Here is an 18,645-nt window from a genome sequence, read left to right on the forward strand (position 1 = left end):
GGTGGACGCGCAGCGGCATCATGGCGACAAAGGGTGGCAAACCGTAGACGGTCGGAATGCGACCTGGGCGTACTGTGGGCACGCTCACCTGCTCTGCGAATATGGAGCACGACGGCAACGCAGCCGCGACCTCCGCGCACCCCCGCGGCAGACGCGGCCCGGCGCCGGCGCTCCCGATCCGGGTTCGGCCAGAACCCGGCTCACGCCGCGCGGCAACCCCCACCCGGGCTAGGCGCGGCCGCCAGGAACCGGTCCGGCAGCAGCCGGACAGGCGCACGAGTTGCGTGGCCGGGTGACCCCCCGGTGCCGACGCAGACACGACAGGGAGAGACCGATGGCAAAGGGCGACCCCGGGGGCACCACCCGCAGCAGGCGGGCAGCTCCCCGCTCCAGAAAGGGCGCGGCCGGCAATCCCGAGCTGGTGCAGCTGCTCACCCCCGAAGGCGAGCGGATCGACAGCGCCACCGGACCGGACGGCACCGAGTACCGCGTCGACTTCACCGACGAGGAGTACCGCGGGCTCTACCGCGACCTGGTGCTGGTCCGCAAGCTGGACGCCGAGGCGACCGCGTTGCAGCGGCAGGGCGAGCTGGGCCTCTGGGCCAGCCTGCTGGGCCAGGAGGCGGCGCAGGTCGGCTCGGGGCGCGCCCTGCGTACCCAGGACATGGCCTTCCCGACCTACCGGGAGCACGGCGTCCTCTACTGCCGGGGCATCGACCCGATCATGCCGCTCGGCCTGTTCCGTGGCGTCGACCAGGGCGGCTGGGACCCGAACGAGTTCAAGTTCAACATGTACACGATCGTCATCGGGGCGCAGACCCTGCACGCGACCGGGTACGCCATGGGCATCACCATGGACGGCAAGGTCGGCACCGACGACGGCGAGGCCGCGATCGCCTACTTCGGTGACGGGGCCACCAGCCAGGGTGACGTCAACGAGGCGTTCGTCTGGGCCAGCGTGTTCAACGCGCCGCTGGTCTTCTTCTGCCAGAACAACCAGTACGCCATCTCCGAGCCGCTGGAGCGGCAGACCCGCGTCCCGCTCTACCAGCGGGCCGCCGGCTTCGGTTTCCCCGGCGTACGGGTGGACGGCAACGACGTGCTGGCGTCGTACGCGGTGACCCGCACGGCGCTGGACAACGCGCGGCACGGGCAGGGCCCGAGCCTGATCGAGGCGTACACCTACCGGATGGGCGCGCACACCACCTCCGACGATCCGACCCGCTACCGGATCGCCAGCGAGGTGGAGTCGTGGCAGGCGAAGGACCCGATCCTGCGGGTCAAGACCTTCCTGGAGAAGCAGCAGATCGCCGACGCGGCCTTCTTCGCCGAGGTCGACGAGCAGGCCCGCCGCGAGTCAGTGCACCTGCGCGAGCGGGTGCTCAGCATGCCCAACCCGGAGCCGGTGACGATGTTCGACCACGTCTACCCCAACGGCTCGCCGCTGCTCGACGAGCAGCGTGCGCAGTTCAACCGCTACATGGAGTCGTTCGAGGGGAGCGCCCACTGATGGCCACGGAGACGCTCACCCTCGGCAAGGCCCTCAACACCGGTCTGCGCCGCGCGCTGGAGAACGACAACAAGGTCGTCATCATGGGCGAGGACGTCGGCAAGCTCGGCGGCGTCTTCCGGATCACCGACGGACTGCAGAAGGACTTCGGCGACCAACGGGTGATCGACACCCCGCTCGCCGAGTCCGGCATCATCGGCACCGCCGTCGGCCTGGCCATCCGTGGCTACCGACCGGTCTGCGAGATCCAGTTCGACGGCTTCGTCTACCCCGCGTACGACCAGATCGTGTCGCAGGTGGCCAAGATGCACTACCGCTCCGGCGGCAAGCTCAGAATCCCGATGGTGATCCGCATTCCGTTCGGCGGCGGCATCGGCGCGGTCGAGCACCACTCCGAGTCGCCGGAGGCGTACTTCGCGCACACCGCCGGCCTGAAGGTCGTGACCTGCTCAAACCCGCAGGACGCGTACGTGATGATCCAGCAGGCCATCGCCTCCGACGACCCGATCGTCTTCCTGGAGCCCAAGCGGCGCTACTGGGAGAAGGGCCAGGTGGACCTGGACGCGTCGCTGTCCGACGCGTACCCGCTGCACTCGGCCCGGGTGGTGCGGCCTGGCACGGACGTGACCGTGCTGGCGTACGGCCCGATGGTGCGCACGTGCCTGGAGGCCGCGACGGCCGCCGCCGAGGACGGCCGGGAGCTGGAGGTCATCGACCTCCGCACGCTGTCCCCGCTGGACCTGGGCGCGGTCTACGAGTCGGTGAAGCGCACCGGCCGCGCGGTCGTGGTGCACGAGGCGCCGTCCAACATCGGGCTGGGCGCCGAACTGGCCGCCCGCATCACCGAGGAGTGCTTCTACTCCCTGGAGTCGCCCGTGCTGCGGGTGACCGGCTTCGACACCCCCTACCCGGCGGCCCGGGTGGAGGAGGAGTACCTGCCCGACCTCGACCGGGTGCTCGACGCCGTCGACCGCACCTTCGGCTGGTGAGCGACATGTCCCGGATCAAGACGTTCAACCTGCCCGACCTGGGCGAAGGGCTGACCGAGGGCGAGATCCTGGCCTGGCTGGTCAAGGTCGGCGACACCATCGAGCTGAACCAACCGATCGTCGAGGTCGAGACGGCCAAGGCGGCGGTGGAGATCCCGGCGAAGTGGGCCGGACAGGTGCAAGCCATCCACCACCCCGAGGGCACCACGGTCGAGGTCGGTACGCCGATCATCGCGATCGACACCGACCCGGGAGCGGGTCCACTGGACGTCCCGTCCACCACGGCTACGCCCACCGGTGACCTGCCCACTCCGTCGGCGGCGTCGCTGGCGGCCGTGGAGGTGGCCCCGGCCGAGGGCATGGTCGAGCCCGGCCTCATCGGCGGCGCCGCCCCGGGCGGCCGCACGGCGGTCCTGGTCGGCTACGGCCCCCGTACGACCAGCGCGAAGCGTCGCCCCCGCAAGAACGGCGTCCCAGCGCAGGCCGCAACCCCCGCGACCCCCGCGGCCCCCGCTGGGGTCGATCATGGAATTGTGGTGGGTGACAAAGCCATCCCAACTCCCGCAAGTACGACACCACGAGTCCATGATCGACGCGACGGGGCGGGGTCCGGCGGGGCGGGCGTTTTGGCGAAGCCGCCGGTTCGGAAGCTTGCCAAGGATCTCGGGGTTGATCTGCGGGCGGTGGTCGGGTCGGGGCCACTCGGCTCGATCACGCGGGAGGACGTACAGCAGGCGTCTCGCGGGGCCGTGGCGGCCGAGTCGGTCGCGACCACCTCGACCACGACGAGCGCCGCGAGCTTCGGCGCGGATCGTGAGCAGCGCATCCCGGTCAAGGGGGTCCGCAAGCTCACCGCCGAGAACATGTCCCGCTCGGCGTTCACCGCCCCGCACGTGACGGAGTTCCTGACCGTCGACGTGACGCGGGCGATGCGGGCGCTGGAGCGCCTGCGGGGCCGGCGCGAGTGGCGCGACGTACGGGTCTCGCCTCTGCTGCTGGTCGCGAAGGCCGTGCTGCTGGCCGTCAAGCGTCACCCCATGGTCAATTCGACCTGGGCGGGTGACGAGATCGTGGTCAAGGAGTACGTCAACCTCGGTATCGCGGCGGCGACCGAACGCGGCCTGATCGTGCCCAACGTCAAGGACGCCGGTCGGCTCTCGCTGCGCGAGTTGGCGGACGCGCTGAACGGCCTGGTGCAGACGGCGAAGTCCGGCCGCACCTCACCCGCCGACATGTCCGGCGGCACCCTGACCATCACCAACGTCGGGGTGTTCGGCGTGGACACCGGAACGCCGATCCTGCCGCCGGGTGAGTCGGCGATCCTCGCCTTCGGCGCGGTGCGGGAGATGCCCTGGGTGCACAAGGGCAAGGTCAAGGTTCGCCAGGTGACCACCCTGGGGTTGAGCTTCGACCACCGGATCATCGACGGTGAGCTGGGCTCGAAGTTCCTGCGCGACATCGGCGACTTCCTCGCCGACCCTGAGGCGGCGCTGCTCGCCTGGACCTGACGGTTCGAGACGCCAGCCACGGCCGGTGTGCCACGGGTTAACGCCCGGCACACCGGCCGTGTCCGTTGGGCGAAGGAACCGTCGGCGGCGAGCCCTGTTGACCTTTGATTGTTAGGCAGGTGTCTCAGCTCACCTAATAATCGATGGAAGTTGGCCGGCTTCTGCGGTTGAATAGACACATCAGGGGCCGACAACCGAATAGCCAGGGGGACCCAGCAATGAGCAGCATGATCGAGCGAATCCGCAACCACCGCGACGCCAACCGCCGCGCCCGTGCCATCGAGCACGCGTTGCGCTCGGCGAACTCGCCGGCCGTTCGCGAGGAGCTTCTCGTCATCGCCCAGCGTCACATGAGCTGACGCTCCACAACTTTCCTCACCTCCTCCAGATCGATGGCCCACCCGGCCCACCGGGTGGGCCATCGGCGTTCCGCCCGTGCGTCACACCGGGACGCCCGCACGTGACACCGGGATTCCGCACCGCCGCAGCGCCCGGTACGGTGGGCTTCGGTCGCCGCCCGCCGGCCCGGCCGACGCCGAGCCGATAGAAGCTGCTCGACACCACCCGGCGACGGGCAGTGACGACCGGTGCTCCTTTGGACGCCCCAAGGGGCCACCGGATACGGTGCGGGGAGCCGGCACGGCGGTACGCCGGTGACGCCGGCAGCCATGCCGAGGAGACCGATCGGCACCGGCGGCCGACATGTGATGGAGGAGGCGCACCCATGACGTCCGAGGGCCCGCACCGTCCCGGCCAGGAGCCGGACGAGGTGTCACCGGGCGCCGGCGGACCGGCGCCGTACGGCGACCGCCCGGCGCAGCCGGACAACGGCAGCAACGCCGCCGGCCCCGACCTGGGCTGGGCACCACCCCCGCCGCCCGCGCGACCGAACCCGTCCTGGGCGACCCAGGTGGAGCAGCAACCGAACCCCGCATGGGGCGCTGCCGCCGCGCCGCAGCCCAGCGATCCGGCACAGCCCGCCTGGGCCGCCGGAGGCCCTCCGGAGCCGGCCCCGACCGCCCAGTGGACTCCCGCGCAGCAGGCCTGGACGCCACCCGAGCAGCCGGCCCCCGCCTGGCCCGCCGCCTCGGCCGAGCAGCAGCCCGACTGGGCGCAGACCCAACCGGCCGCGCGTGGCGCCGCCCAGGTGCCCCCGGCCACCGCCGCCTGGCCCGCCCAGGACGACCCGTCCCGCTCCGGCGGATGGGCCGGCGGGGCGGCCCCGGTCAGCCCGTCAGCCCCCCAGTGGCACGCCGAGCCGGCGCAGCACGCCGGCCGTGCTGGCGTACCCGCGCAGCAGGACGACCCGTCGGGATCGGGCGGATGGCCCGTCGGGGCCGCCGCCGCCCGGGAAGACCAGCCCGTGTGGACGCCGGCCGAGCAGCCGCCCCAGACCTGGGGCCAACCGGCCGGGCAGGCCGAAGAGGCATCCCCTGGTTGGGCGCCGGCCGAAGCGGCCGGAGCGCGCGGCGCGGCCCAGGTCCCGGCCGGTACCTGGCCCGCGCAGGACGACGCCCCGCAGCCCACCGCCTGGGGTGCGGCAGAGAGCCGTCCGCAGCAGCCGGACTGGGTGCTTCCGTCCCAGGACCAGCCCGTCGAGCATCCGGAACCGACCGCATGGCCCCAAGCCGAGCAGGCCGGCCCCGCGTCCGCCCGGGCCAGCGTCAGCGTGCCCGGCAACGACGCGACGCCCGGCTGGGCCGCCGCCGGCCCAGACAACCAGGCGCCGGCCACTCCCGGCGTCGCCCAGGCCGAGCCGTGGTCAGCGGGCGAGGTGTGGGGCCGCGCCGAGGCGGAGGCATCCGCACAGGCCCGCGGCGGTTGGGACGCCGACCGGGGCGACGAGCCGCCGGTGTACCAGCCCGCGCCCGCACCCGGCATCTCACCCGCCAACGCCGTGCCGCTGCCACCGCAGGAGCAGCGTGTACCGGGTGCGAGCCTCGCCGCCGCCCCACCGGCCGACTACGTGCCCCCGACGCCATTCGCCGCGCTCCCCGAGCAGCCGGCGTACCCCGAGCGGGACACCCCGGACGTGCAGCACGACGCCGAGCCGGTCGGTTGGGGCCGGGGCGAGGAGGCCTCGCCGGGTGCCGCCCTCGTGCCCGCTCCGCGTACCTCGCCGGAGTCCGGGGCGGGCCGCGCGGTCGTACCGGCGGCGGACGCCGAACCGGCCGCGGGCGCGGCGGGCCGTGCCTCGGCGAGCGCCTCGGTGCCGCTGGCCAGCCGCGTGATGCCCCCGGCCGACCAGGCGATGCGGCCGGCCAGCGCGGCCGCGCCCCAACCCCGGGTGTACGGCCGTCCGTCCCGGCCCGAGGAGGACGAGCCGCAGCAGGCGGGTCCCGAGGCGTTCCAGGCCAACCCGAGCCCCGAGCACCCGGGCACGCCCGACTGGCAGCAGGACGCCGACCGCCCCAGCGCCCCCGACTGGCAGCAGGCACCCGAGCGTCCGGCCGTACCGGACTGGCAGCAGGACGCCGGCCGTCCCAGCGTGCCCGACTGGCCGCAGGCGCCCGAGCGCCAGAGCCCGCCGGACTGGCAGAACGGGCCGGAACGGCAGGGCTTCCCCGGATGGGGCGAGGAAGCGCCGTCCGCGCCGAACGGTTTCGGTGAGCCGCCCGCGGCGGCCGCAGCCGCGCCGCCGGCCTTCCCGCCCGGTGTGCCGTCCTTCGTCGACACGCCGGGCAACAACCGGCCGATGAACGGGGTACGGCCGCAGTCCGGCGGCGAGCGTCCCGACGACCGATTCGGACCGGGCGCGCCCGCCGCCGGCACCGCCACGGTGAACGGCGCTGCGGGCTTCGGACCAAGCGTCGAGCAGCCGCCAGGGGCGCAGTTCCCGGCCTTCCCGCCGCCGCAGCCCACACCGTCCTGGGGCCAGGAGGCCAGCCAATCGGACCAGGGCCGGTTCGACTCGTTCAAGCCGGACGCGGACGAGCCCAAGGTGGAACCGCCCACGCCGAAGGTGCGCAACGGGCGGGTCCTGGCCGCGGTGCTGATCGCCGCCGTGCTCATCCTGGCGGTGCCGCTCGGCCTGCTCATGTTGCTCGGCAAGTTCGGTGGCGGGAACGACACGCCCGCCTTCGACCCGGCGGTCGGCACCTGCGTCAAGCAGGTCGGCCAGGGCGCCTCCGAGGTGAACTGCGCCGAGGCGGGCGCATTCACGATCGTCTCCAAGGTGGATGCGAAGGACAAGTGCGCCGACCCGGCGCAGCCCCACGTGGTGCTACCCGGCGAGGGCACCAACCGGGTGCTCTGCCTCAAGCCGGCCACCAAGTAGGACCGACGACGGCGGGGCCACGGGCGACCGTGGCCCCGCCGCTTCGCGTCCGGTGGTCCCGGCGCGTGATGTCGTCCGGGTCACGACGGCCGCACCGATGCCGCGTGGCAGGCTGGCAGGCATGGGAACGACAGCGCGCGTACGGGCCCCCGAGCTTCGGGGCCGGCAGTGGCTCAACACCGGCGGCAAGGATCTGACTCTCCAGGACCTGCGTGGCAAGATCGTTCTTGCCGACTTCTGGACCTTCTGCTGCATCAACTGCCTGCACGTGCTGGACGAGCTTCGGCCGCTTGAGGAGAAGTACGGCGACGTGCTCGTCGTGATCGGCGTGCACTCGCCGAAGTTCGAGCACGAGAAGGACGCCGACGCGCTGGTCGCCGCCGTCGAAAGGTACGGGGTGCACCACCCCGTACTCGATGATCCTGAGCTGGACATGTGGCAGCAGTACGCGGCCCGCGCCTGGCCGACCCTGTCGGTGATCGACCCCGAGGGGTACGTGGTGGCCACCATGGCCGGCGAGGGTCACGCCGAAGGGCTGGCCCGGCTGATCGATGAGCTGATCGCCACCCACGAGGCGAAGGGCACCCTGCACCGGGGCGACGGGCCGTACGTTCCTCCGCCGGCGCCGGAGACGGCGCTGCGCTTCCCGGGCAAGGCGGTGCTGCTGCCGGACGGCAACCTGCTGGTCTCCGACTCGGCGCGGCACTCGCTGGTCGAGGTGGCCCCGGACGGCGAGACGCCGGTACGCCGGATCGGCTCGGGCGAGCGGGGTCGGGCCGACGGGCCGGTCGGCTCGGCGACCTTCTCCGAGCCGCAGGGCCTGTGCCTGCTGCCCACGCACGTCGCCGAGGTGGCCGGTTACGACCTGGTGGTCGCCGACACCGTCAACCACCTCCTGCGCGGCGTACGGCTGGAGTCCGGCGAGGTGGTCACCGTCGCCGGCAGCGGCCGGCAGTGGCGTGCCGCAGTCGACGACCACGCCCACGACGCGCTCGCCGTGGACCTCTCCTCCCCGTGGGACCTGGCCTGGTACGACGACAAGCTGATCATCGCGATGGCGGGTATCCACCAGCTCTGGTGGTTCGACCCGATCAAGCGGACCGCCGGCATGTACGCGGGCACCACCGTGGAGGCGCTGCGGGACGGGCCGTTGCCCGAGGCGTGGATGGCGCAGCCGTCGGGGCTGTCCGTCTCGGCCGACGGCGTCCGGCTCTGGGTGGCCGACAGCGAGACCAGCGCCGTCCGGTACGTCGAGAACGGGGTGCTGGGCACCGCCGTCGGCCAGGGTCTGTTCGACTTCGGGCACGTGGACGGGCCGGCCGAGTCGGCGCTGCTGCAACACCCGCTGGGCGTGTGCGCGTTGCCGGACGGCTCGGTGCTGATCGCGGACACCTACAACGGCGCGGTGCGCCGCTTCGACCCGGCCAGCAACCAGGTCTCCACGGTGGCGGACGGGTTGGCCGAGCCGAGCGACCTGGTGCTCACCCCGTCCGGTGAGGTGCTGGTGGTGGAGTCCGCCGCGCACCGACTGACCCGGCTCGCTCCGGGCGCCCTGTCGGCGGCGGGCGCGAGCACGGTGGACGGCCCTCGGCACCGCACCGAGCGCAAGCCGACCGACGTGGCGGCCGGCGAGGTCACCCTGGACATCGTCTTCACCCCCGCCCCGGGCCAGAAGCTGGACGAGACGTACGGGCCGTCCACCCGTCTGGTCGTCTCGGCGTCCCCGCCGGAGCTGCTGCTCGACGGCGGCGGTACGGGCACCGAACTGTCCCGCCGGCTGGTGCTCAACGGCGAGGTCACCGGCGGGGTGCTCCAGGTGACCGCGCAGGCGGCGACCTGCGACGCGGACGTCGAGCACGCGGCCTGCCACCTGACCCGGCAGGACTGGGGGGTCCCGGTCCGCGTGGTCGACGGCGCCGCGACCCGGCTGCCCCTGGTGCTGCGCGGCCTCGACGCGTAAGTGAAAGGAAGGGCCCCTTGTTATACAAAATCCGATAACAAGGGGCCCTTCCTTTCACGCGAACGGGGTGAGTGTCACGCCGGCGTCGATCAGGCTGGCGCGTACGAGCTCGGTGGCGGACACCGCGCCCGGGGTGTCGCCGTGGACGCAGATCGACTCGACCGGGCAGGGGATCACGGTGCCGTCCACCGCCACGACGGTCCGTTCGGTGGCCATCCGTACCGCCCGGGTGGCCACCTCCTCCGGGTCGCTGATCAGCGCGCCGGGCGCGCCGCGCGGCACCAGCGACCCGTTGGGCAGGTAGCCGCGGTCGGCGAAGGCTTCGGCGACCACCGGTAGGCCCGCGCCGACGGCGAGTTGGGCGAGCGTGGAGCCGGGCAGACAGAGTACGGGCAGGTCGGGGTTGTGGTCGCTGACGGCGGCGACCACGGCCGCCGCCTGGGACTCGTCGGTGGCGGCGGCGTGGTACAGCGCGCCGTGCGGCTTGAGGTAGCGCACCCGGGTCCGGAAGATCCGGCAGAACGCGTCCAGCGCCCCCAACTGGTAGGTGATCTCGTCGCGCAGCTCGGCGAAGTCGTACGCGATCCGTCGCCGACCGAAGCCGGCCAGGTCGCGGTAGCCGACCTGCGCGCCCACCGCTACCCCGTGCCGTACCGCGCCCTCGCAGACCCGTCGCATCGTGGACGGGTCGCCACCGTGGAAGCCGCAGGCCACGTTGGCGCTGGTCACCAGGGCCAGCAGGGCGTCGTCGTCGCCGAGCCGCCAGATGCCGAATCCTTCGCCCAGGTCAGCGTTGAGGTCCATGAAATCTGACGGTAGTACCTGGGCGGGCCTGCGCGAGCGGGGTCACGTCGGTGACCACCCCGATGACCGGATAACCGCCGGTGGTCGGATGGTCCGCGAGGAAGATCAGGGGTTGGCCGTCCGCTGGCACCTGCACCGCGCCGAGCACGATGCCCTCGCTGGGCAGTTCGCCGGCCACCGCGCGGGGCAGCGGCGCGCCGGCGAGCCGCGCGCCGACCCGGTTGCTGACCGGGCTCACGGTGTACGCGCTGCCGAACAGCCGGTCGAGCGCGGTCGGGGTGAACCAGTCGTCACGGGGGCCGAGGCGTACGCCCAGGCGCAGTTCCGGCGCGGGAGTCGCACCGATGGTCACGTCCACCGGTGCGGGCTCGCCGGTCGGTACGCCGAGCGGCAGCCGGTCACCGTCGCGCAGTGGGGCCGGGCCGAGCCCGGCGAGGGTGTCGGTGGCGCGGCTGCCCAGCACCGCCGGCACGTCGATGCCCCCGGCCACGGCCAGCCAGCTCCGTACGCCCTGACGGGCCGGGCCGACGCGCAGCACCGTACCGGCGGGCAGGCTGAGCGGGCGTCCGGTGTCGCCCGCCCGGTCCCCGGCCTGGACGGTCACCTGCGCGCCGGTGATGGCCACGGTGGTGGCGCGGGTCAGCCGCAGCGCGCAGCCGGTCAGGGTGATCTCCAGGCCGGCGGCCTCCTCGGCGTTGCCGACCAGCCGGTTGGCGAGCCGCAGCGCGGCCGGGTCGAGAGCGCCGGAGCGGGGTACGCCGAGGTGCGCCCAGCCGGGCCGGCCGAGGTCCTGCACGGTGGTGAGCGCCCCGGCGCGCAGCACCTCGATCTCGGCGGGACCTGTCACGCCGTCACCATCCGTACGCGGGTGCCGGGACCAAGCCGGGCGGGCGGGTCGCTGTCGACGTCGAAGAGGGTCAGGTCGGTCCGGCCGACCAGCAGCCAACCGCCGGGGGACGCGCTGGGATAGATCCCGGCGTACGGGCCGGCCAGGGCGACCGAGCCGGCCGGTACCCGTGGGCGTGGGGTGGGCAGCCGGGGCAACGCCAGCTCGGCGGGGAGCCCGGTCAGGTAGGGAAAGCCGGGGGCGAACCCGCAGAAGGCCACCCGAAACGGCGTGCCGGTGAGGCGACGCCGCACCGCTGGCACGTCGACGCCCCAGTGCTCGGCGACGACCGACAGGTCCGGCCCGTCGAACAAGACCGGAACGACGACCTCCGCGCCTGTCCCGTGCGTCGATCTTGCAGTTTCTGCTGTCGACATGACCCGATCAGGCCGTTCTGTCGGGACAGAAAGTGCAAGATCGGCGGGGTGGGCGCGGGCGGCTTCACGCGCTGCCGTGGTGACTTCGGGTGCCCAGCGGGACAGCAGGGTGGCGGTCGCGGTGGGGTTTGGTAGCCCGTCCAGTAGGACCGTGGTGGCCGCGGGAACGATCTCCACTGCGGCCAGGTCCCCGCGTTCGCGGCGCTGCCACAACTCGGCCCGCCACGCCTCGACCAGGTGAGCCGCAGGCAGGCCGGCAAGTGCGCCGAACTCGATCAGAAGGGCGTGCGCCCCGACGGGCCGAATCCGCATCGCCCCATCTTCACCGACGGGTGTCGTTTCCATCCCTCGCGATCTTGCACTTTCTGTGGCGACACAAGGAGCTGCCCACTCATTTCAACCACCGAAACCGCAAGATCGGCGCGTGCCACGCGTCACCGGTTGGACTACTTGAAAGTAACCTACGGTGCCGTAACCTGAGGGCGTGAGCACCTCCGCCCCGCTTCGCCTGAAGCCGGTCGACATCGGTAAGCCCCGGATGCGCGGCTGGCTACACACGTACGCGTTCTTCGTCGCGCTGGTCGCCGGCATCGTGCTCTGCTCGATCGCCGCCAGCCGCCCGGGCTGGGCGCCCCTCGTGAGCTGCGCCATCTACAGCCTGACGGTCTGCGGGCTGTTCGGCACCAGCGCCCTCTACCACCGTCGAGTGTGGTCGGAGCGCGGCTACCAGGTGATGCGCCGGATGGACCACTGCATGATCTTCGTGTTCATCGCCGGCACGTACACCCCGCTCTGCACCATGCTGCTCTCGACCCGGCAGGCCACCATCATGCTGGCCCTGGTCTGGGGTGGGGCTCTCGGCGGCGTGGCGCTGAAGCTCGTCTGGCCGCACGCGCCGCGCTGGGTGTCCGCGCCGCTCTACCTGGCGCTCGGCTGGGTCGCGGTCGCCATGCTGCCGGACATCCTGCACGGCGGCGGTGTCACGGCGTTGGTGCTGCTGATCGTCGGTGGTGCCATCTACAGCGTCGGCGCGGTGTTCTACGCGTTGCGCCGGCCCAACCCGTGGCCGACGGTCTTCGGCCACCACGAGTTCTTCCACGCGTGCACGCTGGTGGCCGCGCTGTGCCACCACGTCGCGATCTACTTCGCGCTGTTCGCCTGAGCTACCGCAGCCGCAGACGCGAGCCGGGGCCCCGCCACGCTGCGGGGCCCCGGCTGACGCGGTTGCGGGTCAGACCGGACGGCCCGGCCGACGAACCTCGCGGTACTCCCGCATGACCTGGTCGTCCTGGACCGGCACCACCCGGTCGACCACCACGTCCTCGCGGACCGGCGCGGCGACCACGGTACGACGGCGACCGTTCCAGAAGTAGAGGGTGACGAGCAGGCCGGCGACACCGGCGAGCATCAACACCCAGCCGACCACGGACAGGTTCAGCCACCCGAGGTCGGCCTCCACGGCGAATGCGAAGATCGCGCCCAGCGCGATCAGGAAGATGCTGCCACCAATGCCCATGTCTCGCTCCTCGGCTCTAACCTGGCGTACGACCCGCCGCGGCCGTTGGTAGGGGGTGCGGCATCCGTGGACTTACCCCGGCAGGGAGATCGCCAATCGGGCAAGCTGGGGGCATGACGGACAGCCCTGCCGAGGCGCGGACACTGGTGTTGCTCCGGCACGCGAAGGCCGAGCCGGGCAGCGAGGGTACGGACGACGCCCAGCGCCCGTTGAGCGCCCGCGGGGAGGCCGACGCGGCGGCGGCCGGCGCGTGGTTGGCCCACCACGACCTGCTGCCCGACGTGGTGATCTGCTCGACCGCCCTGCGGACCCGGCAGACCTGGCACGGCGTGGCCATGGGAATGACGGGTTCGCCCCCGGAGGGCGGGCCGGCCGGTCCCCGCCCGAGCGTGCGTTACGAGCCCGGCGCGTACGACGCCCACCCCGAGGAGCTGTTGTCGCTGGCCCGGACGGCCGATCCGGCGGCTCGGGTGGTGCTGTTGATCGCCCACAATCCGGGCGTCTCGCTGCTCTCCGCGTTTCTCGACCCGGAGACGGCGGACGAGGAGGGGCTGCGGACCGCCGAACTGGCGGTGCACCGCAGCGCGGCCACCTGGACCCAGTGGGACCGGGGTGGAGCGCCGATCGCCCAGCGGCACACGGCACGCGGCTGAGCCACCCGCCGTTCGGCGGATGGCTCAGGCGTACGCGCTCAGGGGGTCAGGACGGTGGCGCGGTCGGCGGCGGCGGGTCCGGCGGCGGAGGCATCATCGCCGTGGGATGGGACAGCCGGTTCTCCTCCACGATGAGGGTCCGGGCCCGTTTGCGCCGGTCCTGCCAGAACCAGAGGGTGGTCAGGAGCACGGCGAGCCCGGCCAGGATGAACACCCAGCCGACCGCGCGCAGGTCGATCCACCAGACGTTGGCCCGGATCGCGAAGGTCATGATCGCGCCGAGCGCGATGAGAAAGATGCCGCTTCCTACACCCATGTGCGCTGCACTCCCCCGTGCGGTGGCTCTGGGCGTTCCCGTGGTCGAGGCGGGTTACCCGCCACGGCAGCGGCATACCCGACCGCGCCCGGCCAACACGCGCCGCGCGTCGTACCGCTCGGCTGGTGGCCCTCGGAGACGGCGACGGCCGGCGGGGCGCGTGGGCCCCACCGGCCGTCACCGAGGGTGCCGGGTGGTGCGACCCGGAACCGCTCACGCGTGCCGTGGCGCGGTCAGAAGGCCTCCTCCGGGAGGTCCATGATGTCGAGGTCGGTGCCCTCGATGATGCGCCGGTCGGCGCCGATTCGCGGCAGCACCTCCCGGGCGAAGAACCGGGCGGCGGCCACCTTGCCGGTGTAGAACGCCTTGTCGGTGGCGGACACCTCGCCGGCGAGGGCCTTGAGCGCGACGTCGGCCTGCTTCTGCAGCAGCCAACCGACGACCAGGTCACCGATCGCCAGCAGGAACCGCCGGCTGCTCAGGCCGACCTTGTAGAGCGCGCGGGGGTCGCCGGCCTGCGCCTCACCCAGCCAGCCGGTCAGCACACCGAGGATGTTCTGGATCTCGGCGAGCGCCTTGCCGAGCGCCTGCCGCTCCTCCTTGAGCTGGCCGTTGCCCGCCTCGGTGGAGATGAACTCCTGGATCTCGCCGGACACCGCCAGCAGCGCCTTGCCGTTGTCCCGGACGATCTTGCGGAAGATCAGGTCGAGGCTCTGGATGGCGGTGGTGCCCTCGTACAGGGTGTCGATCTTGGCGTCCCGGACGTACTGCTCCAGCGGATAGTCCGCAAGGAAGCCGGAGCCACCGAAGGTCTGCAGGGACTCGTGGCCGAGCAACTCGTACGCCCGCTCCGAACCGACGCCCTTCACCAGCGGCAGCAGCAGGTCGTTGACCCGCTTGGCCAGCTTGGTGGCCTTCTCGTCGCCGGCCGCCTCGGCGAGCGCGACCTTGTCCTGCCAGGTGGCGGTGTAGAGGACCAGGGCCCGCAGACCCTCGGCGTACGACTTCTGCAGCAGCAGCGAGCGCCGCACGTCCGGGTGGTGGGTGATGGTGACCCGAGGGGCGGTCTTGTCGGCCTGCTGGACCAGGTCGGCGCCCTGCACCCGGTTCTTCGCGTACTCCAGGGCGTTCAGGTAGCCCGTGGACAGCGTGGCGATCGCCTTCGTGCCGACCATCATCCGGGCGTACTCGATGATCATGAACATCTGCCGGATGCCGTCGTGCTTGTCGCCCAGCAGCCAGCCCTTGGCCGGTACGCCGTGCTCGCCGAAGGTCATCTCGCAGGTGTTGGAGACCTTCAGGCCCATCTTGTGCTCGACGTTCGTGGCGTAGACGCCGTTACGCTCGCCCAGCTCGCCGGTGGTCTCGTCGAAGTGGAACTTGGGCACCACGAAGAGGGACAGGCCCTTGGTGCCGGGGCCGCCGACGCCCTCCACACCGACCGGACGGGCCAGCACGTAGTGCACGATGTTGTCGCTCAGGTCGTGCTCGCCCGAGGTGATGAAGCGCTTCACGCCCTCGATGTGCCAGCTGCCGTCGGGCTGCTGGATCGCCCGCGTACGACCCGCGCCCACGTCCGAACCGGCGTCCGGCTCGGTGAGCACCATCGTGGAGCCCCACTGCTTGTCAATGAAGAGCTTGGCCCAGCCCTTCTGCCGCTCGGTCCCCTCGACGTGCAGCACGTGCGCGAAGGAGGGGCCGGAGGAGTACATCCAGACCGGCGCGTTCGCTCCGAGCACCAGCTCGGCGAGGGCCCACCAGAGGGCACGCGGGGCGTTGGTGCCACCCAGCGCCGGAGGCAGGTCCAGCCGCCAGAACTCCGAGTCCATGAACGCCTGGTACGACTTCTTGAACGACTCCGGCAGCGGCGCGGTGTGCGTGGCCGGGTCGAAGACCGGTGGGTTGCGGTCGCTGTCCGGGTAGCTGGCGGCCAGGTCCTCGCGGGCCAGGCGGTCCACCTCGGCGAGGAAGCTCCGGGCCGTGTCGGTGTCCAGTTCCGAGTACGGCTCCTGGCCGAACGACCGGTCCGCCCCGAAGACCTCGAACAGGTTGAACTCGAGGTCCCGAAGGTTGCTCTTGTAGTGGGTCATGCTCGCTGGCCCCGCTTCCGGACAGGTGTTACCGATCAGTAACCCCGACTGTATTACTCGTGGGTAGGCAGCGACAAGCCGATCACCTGAGTGACGGCGATTACACAGTTCCCGAGCGGTGGTCCCGTTCAGCTCTCGGCGGCGCCGACTTCCCAGCTCGGCACGGCCGACGTGACCCCGGTGCGGGAACCGACGTACTCCATCAGGACCAGCGCGATGTCGTCGTCCAGGCGACCGTGCACCCACTCGACGAGGGCGGTCTCGAGCGACGCGAGCCCGTCGGCGACCGTGCCGTGTCCGAGCAACCGCCACGCCCGGTCGGCGGTGGGGAAGAACTCGCCGTCCCGCCGGGCCTCACCGAGACCGTCGGTGAACAACAACAGCCGGTCGCCCGGCTCCAGACGCTCCACCCGGGGCCGGACCGCCGGCATGAACCCGAGCGGCGGCGCGGGCGCCGGCGGCTCCAACGGGATCACCGCGCCCCGGCGCAGCAGCAGCGGAGAGGGGTGGCCGCAGTTGACGATCGTCAGCGTCCCGCCCCGCTCCTCGACCAGCGCGGCCGTCACGAAATCCTCGTCGCCGACGTTGCGGGCCACCGCGCGGTCCAGGTCGGCGACCACGGCACGCAGGTCGGCCCGCTCGTAGGCCACGTGCCGGTACGAACCCAGGACGATGCTGGCCAGGCGGACCGCGTCCAGACCCTTGCCACGTACGTCACCGATGATCATGCGGACCCCGTACGGGGTGTCGATCGCCTCGTACAGGTCCCCGCCGATCTCGGCGGTGGCGGTGGAGGAGATGTAGCGGCCGGCCACCGAGAGCATGCCGACCTGCGGTCCGAGTGGCCGCAGCACGGCCTGCTGGGCCACCGACGCGAGCTTGGTCAGCTCGGCGATCTGCTCCGCCTGGCGCTGTCGTACCCAGGCCACCGCCACGGCCAGCCCGCTCGCGATCCCGACCGCCACCATGTTGACCGAGGTCACCAACATCATCCTCGGGTCGGTCGCCGCGAAGGCGATCCCGATCACGGTCGCCACGGCGCCCACGCCCAGCACCACCCGCCAGGCCGCCAGCGCGGCGGCCAGGATCGGGGCGGCGGCCAGGAGCGCGACATAGTGGGCCCGGCGGCCGTCGGCCAGTTCCAGCACCGAGACGATCGCGAGCAGGACGACGGCCGCGCCGATGCCGGCGCGGGATCCGGGGCTCAGCGGGCTACGGCCCGACTGGAGGAGTCGCGTGGGTACGAGGGACAGCATGCCTGATCGACGTGAACCGGTGAATGAACCTGGCCCGTCGTCCGAGGATGTTCTGTCCGCCCGGCCCACACTGGCGGCCGGATCGGCGTTCTCGAATACGCTCAGCCGAGAACCTCGTAGCGAACGGTGAGCGCTCCGACGTCGACCGAGGCGATGGTCGCGAAGGCGGCCCGGGACAGGTCGAGGCAGCGACCGTCGATGAACGGCCCACGGTCGTTGATCCGCACGACGACGGACTTGCCGTTGCTCGGGTTGGTCACCCGGACCTTGGTGTTGAACGGCAGGGTCTTGTGCGCCGCGGTCAACTCGTTCGGGTTGAACGACTCACCGTTGGCCGTCAGCTGCCCGTCGGAGTAGAAGGACGCGCCACACGATCCGCTCTCCAGGACCTTCGCCGCCGCCGTGGTCTTCTTGGCCTTGGGGCTCGGCTTCGGCGACGCGGTGCGGGCCTTGCCCCGGGAGGCGGCCTGCGGCGATCGGCTGGCGGACGGGCTCGCCGTCACGCTGGGTGTCGCGGTGGCACTGGCGCTCGGCGAGACGCTCGGGGAGGCGGGGGTGAGACTGGCGGCGGTGGTGGGGGTGAAGTCCAGCGCCGCCTGCCCCGACTGGCCGGAGCCCGACGTGAGCTGGACGGCGCCGACGGTACCGCCGACGGCCAGGGCGACGCCGACCGCCGCGGTGGCCGCGATGCCCGCCGGGGAGGAGAAGATGCGGGTACGGGAGTGCCTACCTGCCACCGGCCCGGTCCTTTCGTCGATTGAACAAACCGGGTCGGACCGTAACGAGAGAAGCACTTCCGAAGTCAACGTGATCATGGTGGTATGCCAGTATTTGCCCCAGTAGCTATAGCCGATCATCCGAGGCGGGGTGGGTCGAGCGGCCCAGGTGCGGACGCGCCGAGCGCCCGTGCCGCACGATGGACGGATGCCCGCCGAGCTGACCGGACGTCTGGCCGACCTGTTCCGCTGGATCGACCCCGGCCCGGACGTCAGCCACCTGGTCAGCGACATCTCCGGCTGGTGGCGCGACCCGACGGTCCTGGCCGAGCTGGGCCCCGCCCTGGTCGCCCCGTACCGGAAGGCCCGACCGACGGTGGTGCTCGCCCCGGCGGTCACCGGCCTGTTGCTCGGACCGCTGGCCGCGACCGCCCTCGGGGTCGGCTTCGTGGCCGCGCACAAACCCGGCGACGGCAGGTTGCCGGCCGGCCCGCTCACCTGGGCGCAGAGCCCGCCCGACTACCGGGGCCGGCAGGTCGACCTGGCCGTCCGGGAGCGACACCTCGGCCCCGAAGACCGGGTGCTCGTGGTGGACGACTGGGTACGCACCGGCGCCCAGATCCGCGCCCTCTACGACATCTGCGCCTTGCGCGGCGCACAGGTCCTCGGGGCGGCCGTGGTGGCCGTGGACTGCCCGCCGGAGACCGCCGCCGCGCTGCGGATCACCGGCCTGATCAGCGGTGAAGAGTTGCCGGGTTGACCTGAAGCGCACTTCACCTTCGACGAT

Annotated in this window: 16 protein-coding genes and 2 pseudogenes; 9 read left to right on the forward strand and 9 right to left on the reverse strand. The window is 72.2% G+C overall.

Going from position 1 to position 18,645, the window contains the following annotated elements:
- The first annotated feature begins 334 nt into the window (after positions 1-334).
- From pdhA to ACIBTX_RS04690, 6 genes are all read left to right on the forward strand, one after another.
- Entirely contained in the window at positions 335-1,510 is a 1,176-nt protein-coding gene (gene pdhA, locus ACIBTX_RS04665) for a pyruvate dehydrogenase (acetyl-transferring) E1 component subunit alpha (protein WP_355048474.1), read from the forward strand.
- Positions 1,510-2,499: an alpha-ketoacid dehydrogenase subunit beta gene (locus ACIBTX_RS04670; protein WP_357129543.1), complete on the forward strand. Its 990-nt coding sequence runs from the start codon at positions 1,510-1,512 to the stop codon at positions 2,497-2,499. The genes pdhA and ACIBTX_RS04670 overlap by 1 nt, the downstream gene beginning before the upstream one ends.
- Positions 2,496-4,007 carry a dihydrolipoamide acetyltransferase family protein gene (locus ACIBTX_RS04675; RefSeq protein WP_396832043.1) on the forward strand — a complete coding sequence of 504 codons (1,512 nt, stop codon included), beginning with the start codon at positions 2,496-2,498 and terminating at the stop codon, positions 4,005-4,007. Before ACIBTX_RS04670 ends, ACIBTX_RS04675 begins: the two co-directional genes overlap by 4 nt.
- A gap of 218 nt (positions 4,008-4,225) precedes the next feature.
- A complete protein-coding gene (locus ACIBTX_RS04680; protein ID WP_357129538.1) occupies positions 4,226-4,366 on the forward strand; it encodes a hypothetical protein in 141 nt (46 codons plus the stop codon).
- A 365-nt stretch (positions 4,367-4,731) separates the two neighbouring features.
- Positions 4,732-7,284, forward strand: a complete 2,553-nt coding sequence (locus tag ACIBTX_RS04685; protein ID WP_396832044.1) for a hypothetical protein — start codon at positions 4,732-4,734, stop codon at positions 7,282-7,284.
- A 121-nt stretch (positions 7,285-7,405) separates the two neighbouring features.
- Positions 7,406-9,244, forward strand: a complete 1,839-nt coding sequence (locus tag ACIBTX_RS04690) for an NHL domain-containing thioredoxin family protein (RefSeq protein ID WP_357129532.1) — start codon at positions 7,406-7,408, stop codon at positions 9,242-9,244.
- A gap of 54 nt (positions 9,245-9,298) precedes the next feature.
- Here the strand turns inward: ACIBTX_RS04690 and ACIBTX_RS04695 are convergent, their stop codons facing one another.
- Genes ACIBTX_RS04695 through ACIBTX_RS04705 form a run of 3 tightly spaced genes read right to left on the reverse strand, consistent with a single transcriptional unit; the run spans position 9,299 to position 11,623 of the window.
- Entirely contained in the window at positions 9,299-10,048 is a 750-nt protein-coding gene (locus tag ACIBTX_RS04695) for a 5-oxoprolinase subunit PxpA (protein ID WP_357129529.1), read from the reverse strand.
- Positions 10,032-10,895, reverse strand: coding sequence for a biotin-dependent carboxyltransferase family protein (locus ACIBTX_RS04700; protein WP_357129526.1), 864 nt, complete (start codon positions 10,893-10,895; stop codon positions 10,032-10,034). The genes ACIBTX_RS04695 and ACIBTX_RS04700 overlap by 17 nt, the downstream gene beginning before the upstream one ends.
- A complete protein-coding gene (locus ACIBTX_RS04705) occupies positions 10,892-11,623 on the reverse strand; it encodes an allophanate hydrolase subunit 1 (RefSeq protein ID WP_357129523.1) in 732 nt (243 codons plus the stop codon). Before ACIBTX_RS04705 ends, ACIBTX_RS04700 begins: the two co-directional genes overlap by 4 nt.
- A gap of 172 nt (positions 11,624-11,795) precedes the next feature.
- On the opposite strand from ACIBTX_RS04705, the gene ACIBTX_RS04710 reads away from it, so the two are divergent.
- Positions 11,796-12,473, forward strand: coding sequence for a hemolysin III family protein (locus ACIBTX_RS04710; protein WP_357129520.1), 678 nt, complete (start codon positions 11,796-11,798; stop codon positions 12,471-12,473).
- Between the two features lie 69 nt (positions 12,474-12,542).
- Here ACIBTX_RS04710 and ACIBTX_RS04715 read toward each other — a convergent pair whose 3' ends face one another.
- On the reverse strand, positions 12,543-12,827 hold the full coding sequence (locus ACIBTX_RS04715) for a DUF6458 family protein (RefSeq protein ID WP_357129517.1): 285 nt from the start codon (positions 12,825-12,827) through the stop codon (positions 12,543-12,545).
- Between the two features lie 113 nt (positions 12,828-12,940).
- Between ACIBTX_RS04715 and ACIBTX_RS04720 the strand changes: the two genes are divergently transcribed.
- Positions 12,941-13,480: a histidine phosphatase family protein gene (locus tag ACIBTX_RS04720; protein WP_357171696.1), complete on the forward strand. Its 540-nt coding sequence runs from the start codon at positions 12,941-12,943 to the stop codon at positions 13,478-13,480.
- A gap of 46 nt (positions 13,481-13,526) precedes the next feature.
- Here the strand turns inward: ACIBTX_RS04720 and ACIBTX_RS04725 are convergent, their stop codons facing one another.
- The 5 genes and pseudogenes from ACIBTX_RS04725 to ACIBTX_RS04745 form a co-directional block, all read right to left on the reverse strand.
- On the reverse strand, positions 13,527-13,796 hold the full coding sequence (locus tag ACIBTX_RS04725) for a DUF6458 family protein (protein ID WP_007454197.1): 270 nt from the start codon (positions 13,794-13,796) through the stop codon (positions 13,527-13,529).
- A gap of 233 nt (positions 13,797-14,029) precedes the next feature.
- The gene (locus ACIBTX_RS04730; RefSeq protein WP_357129511.1) at positions 14,030-15,886 is read right to left on the reverse strand and encodes an acyl-CoA dehydrogenase; all 1,857 of its coding nucleotides are present in this window, start codon (positions 15,884-15,886) and stop codon (positions 14,030-14,032) included.
- 128 nt (positions 15,887-16,014) lie between these two features.
- Positions 16,015-16,827: pseudogene (locus tag ACIBTX_RS04735) on the reverse strand (PP2C family protein-serine/threonine phosphatase); the annotation flags it as partial.
- 65 nt (positions 16,828-16,892) lie between these two features.
- A pseudogene (locus ACIBTX_RS04740) lies at positions 16,893-17,142 on the reverse strand (serine/threonine-protein phosphatase); the annotation flags it as partial.
- Between the two features lie 101 nt (positions 17,143-17,243).
- Positions 17,244-17,879, reverse strand: a complete 636-nt coding sequence (locus tag ACIBTX_RS04745; RefSeq protein ID WP_357171700.1) for a septal ring lytic transglycosylase RlpA family protein — start codon at positions 17,877-17,879, stop codon at positions 17,244-17,246.
- 187 nt (positions 17,880-18,066) lie between these two features.
- On the opposite strand from ACIBTX_RS04745, the gene ACIBTX_RS04750 reads away from it, so the two are divergent.
- Positions 18,067-18,618 carry a phosphoribosyltransferase gene (locus ACIBTX_RS04750; RefSeq protein ID WP_396832045.1) on the forward strand — a complete coding sequence of 184 codons (552 nt, stop codon included), beginning with the start codon at positions 18,067-18,069 and terminating at the stop codon, positions 18,616-18,618.
- Positions 18,619-18,645: the final 27 nt, after the last annotated feature.

Source organism: Micromonospora sp. NPDC049359, assembly GCF_044466585.1.
In the GTDB taxonomy this organism is placed as follows: Bacteria; Actinomycetota; Actinomycetes; order Mycobacteriales; family Micromonosporaceae; genus Micromonospora.

Coding starts and splice junctions, on each gene's coding strand:
- pdhA (WP_355048474.1), top strand. CDS start 335: ATGGCAAAGGGCGACCCCGGGGGCACCACCCGCAGCAGGCGGGCAGCT.
- ACIBTX_RS04670 (WP_357129543.1), top strand. CDS start 1,510: ATGGCCACGGAGACGCTCACCCTCGGCAAGGCCCTCAACACCGGTCTG.
- ACIBTX_RS04680 (WP_357129538.1), top strand. CDS start 4,226: ATGAGCAGCATGATCGAGCGAATCCGCAACCACCGCGACGCCAACCGC.
- ACIBTX_RS04685 (WP_396832044.1), top strand. CDS start 4,732: ATGACGTCCGAGGGCCCGCACCGTCCCGGCCAGGAGCCGGACGAGGTG.
- ACIBTX_RS04690 (WP_357129532.1), top strand. CDS start 7,406: ATGGGAACGACAGCGCGCGTACGGGCCCCCGAGCTTCGGGGCCGGCAG.
- ACIBTX_RS04695 (WP_357129529.1), bottom strand. CDS start 10,048: ATGGACCTCAACGCTGACCTGGGCGAAGGATTCGGCATCTGGCGGCTC.
- ACIBTX_RS04705 (WP_357129523.1), bottom strand. CDS start 11,623: ATGCGGATTCGGCCCGTCGGGGCGCACGCCCTTCTGATCGAGTTCGGC.
- ACIBTX_RS04715 (WP_357129517.1), bottom strand. CDS start 12,827: ATGGGCATTGGTGGCAGCATCTTCCTGATCGCGCTGGGCGCGATCTTC.
- ACIBTX_RS04720 (WP_357171696.1), top strand. CDS start 12,941: ATGACGGACAGCCCTGCCGAGGCGCGGACACTGGTGTTGCTCCGGCAC.
- ACIBTX_RS04725 (WP_007454197.1), bottom strand. CDS start 13,796: ATGGGTGTAGGAAGCGGCATCTTTCTCATCGCGCTCGGCGCGATCATG.
- ACIBTX_RS04730 (WP_357129511.1), bottom strand. CDS start 15,886: ATGACCCACTACAAGAGCAACCTTCGGGACCTCGAGTTCAACCTGTTC.
- ACIBTX_RS04750 (WP_396832045.1), top strand. CDS start 18,067: ATGCCCGCCGAGCTGACCGGACGTCTGGCCGACCTGTTCCGCTGGATC.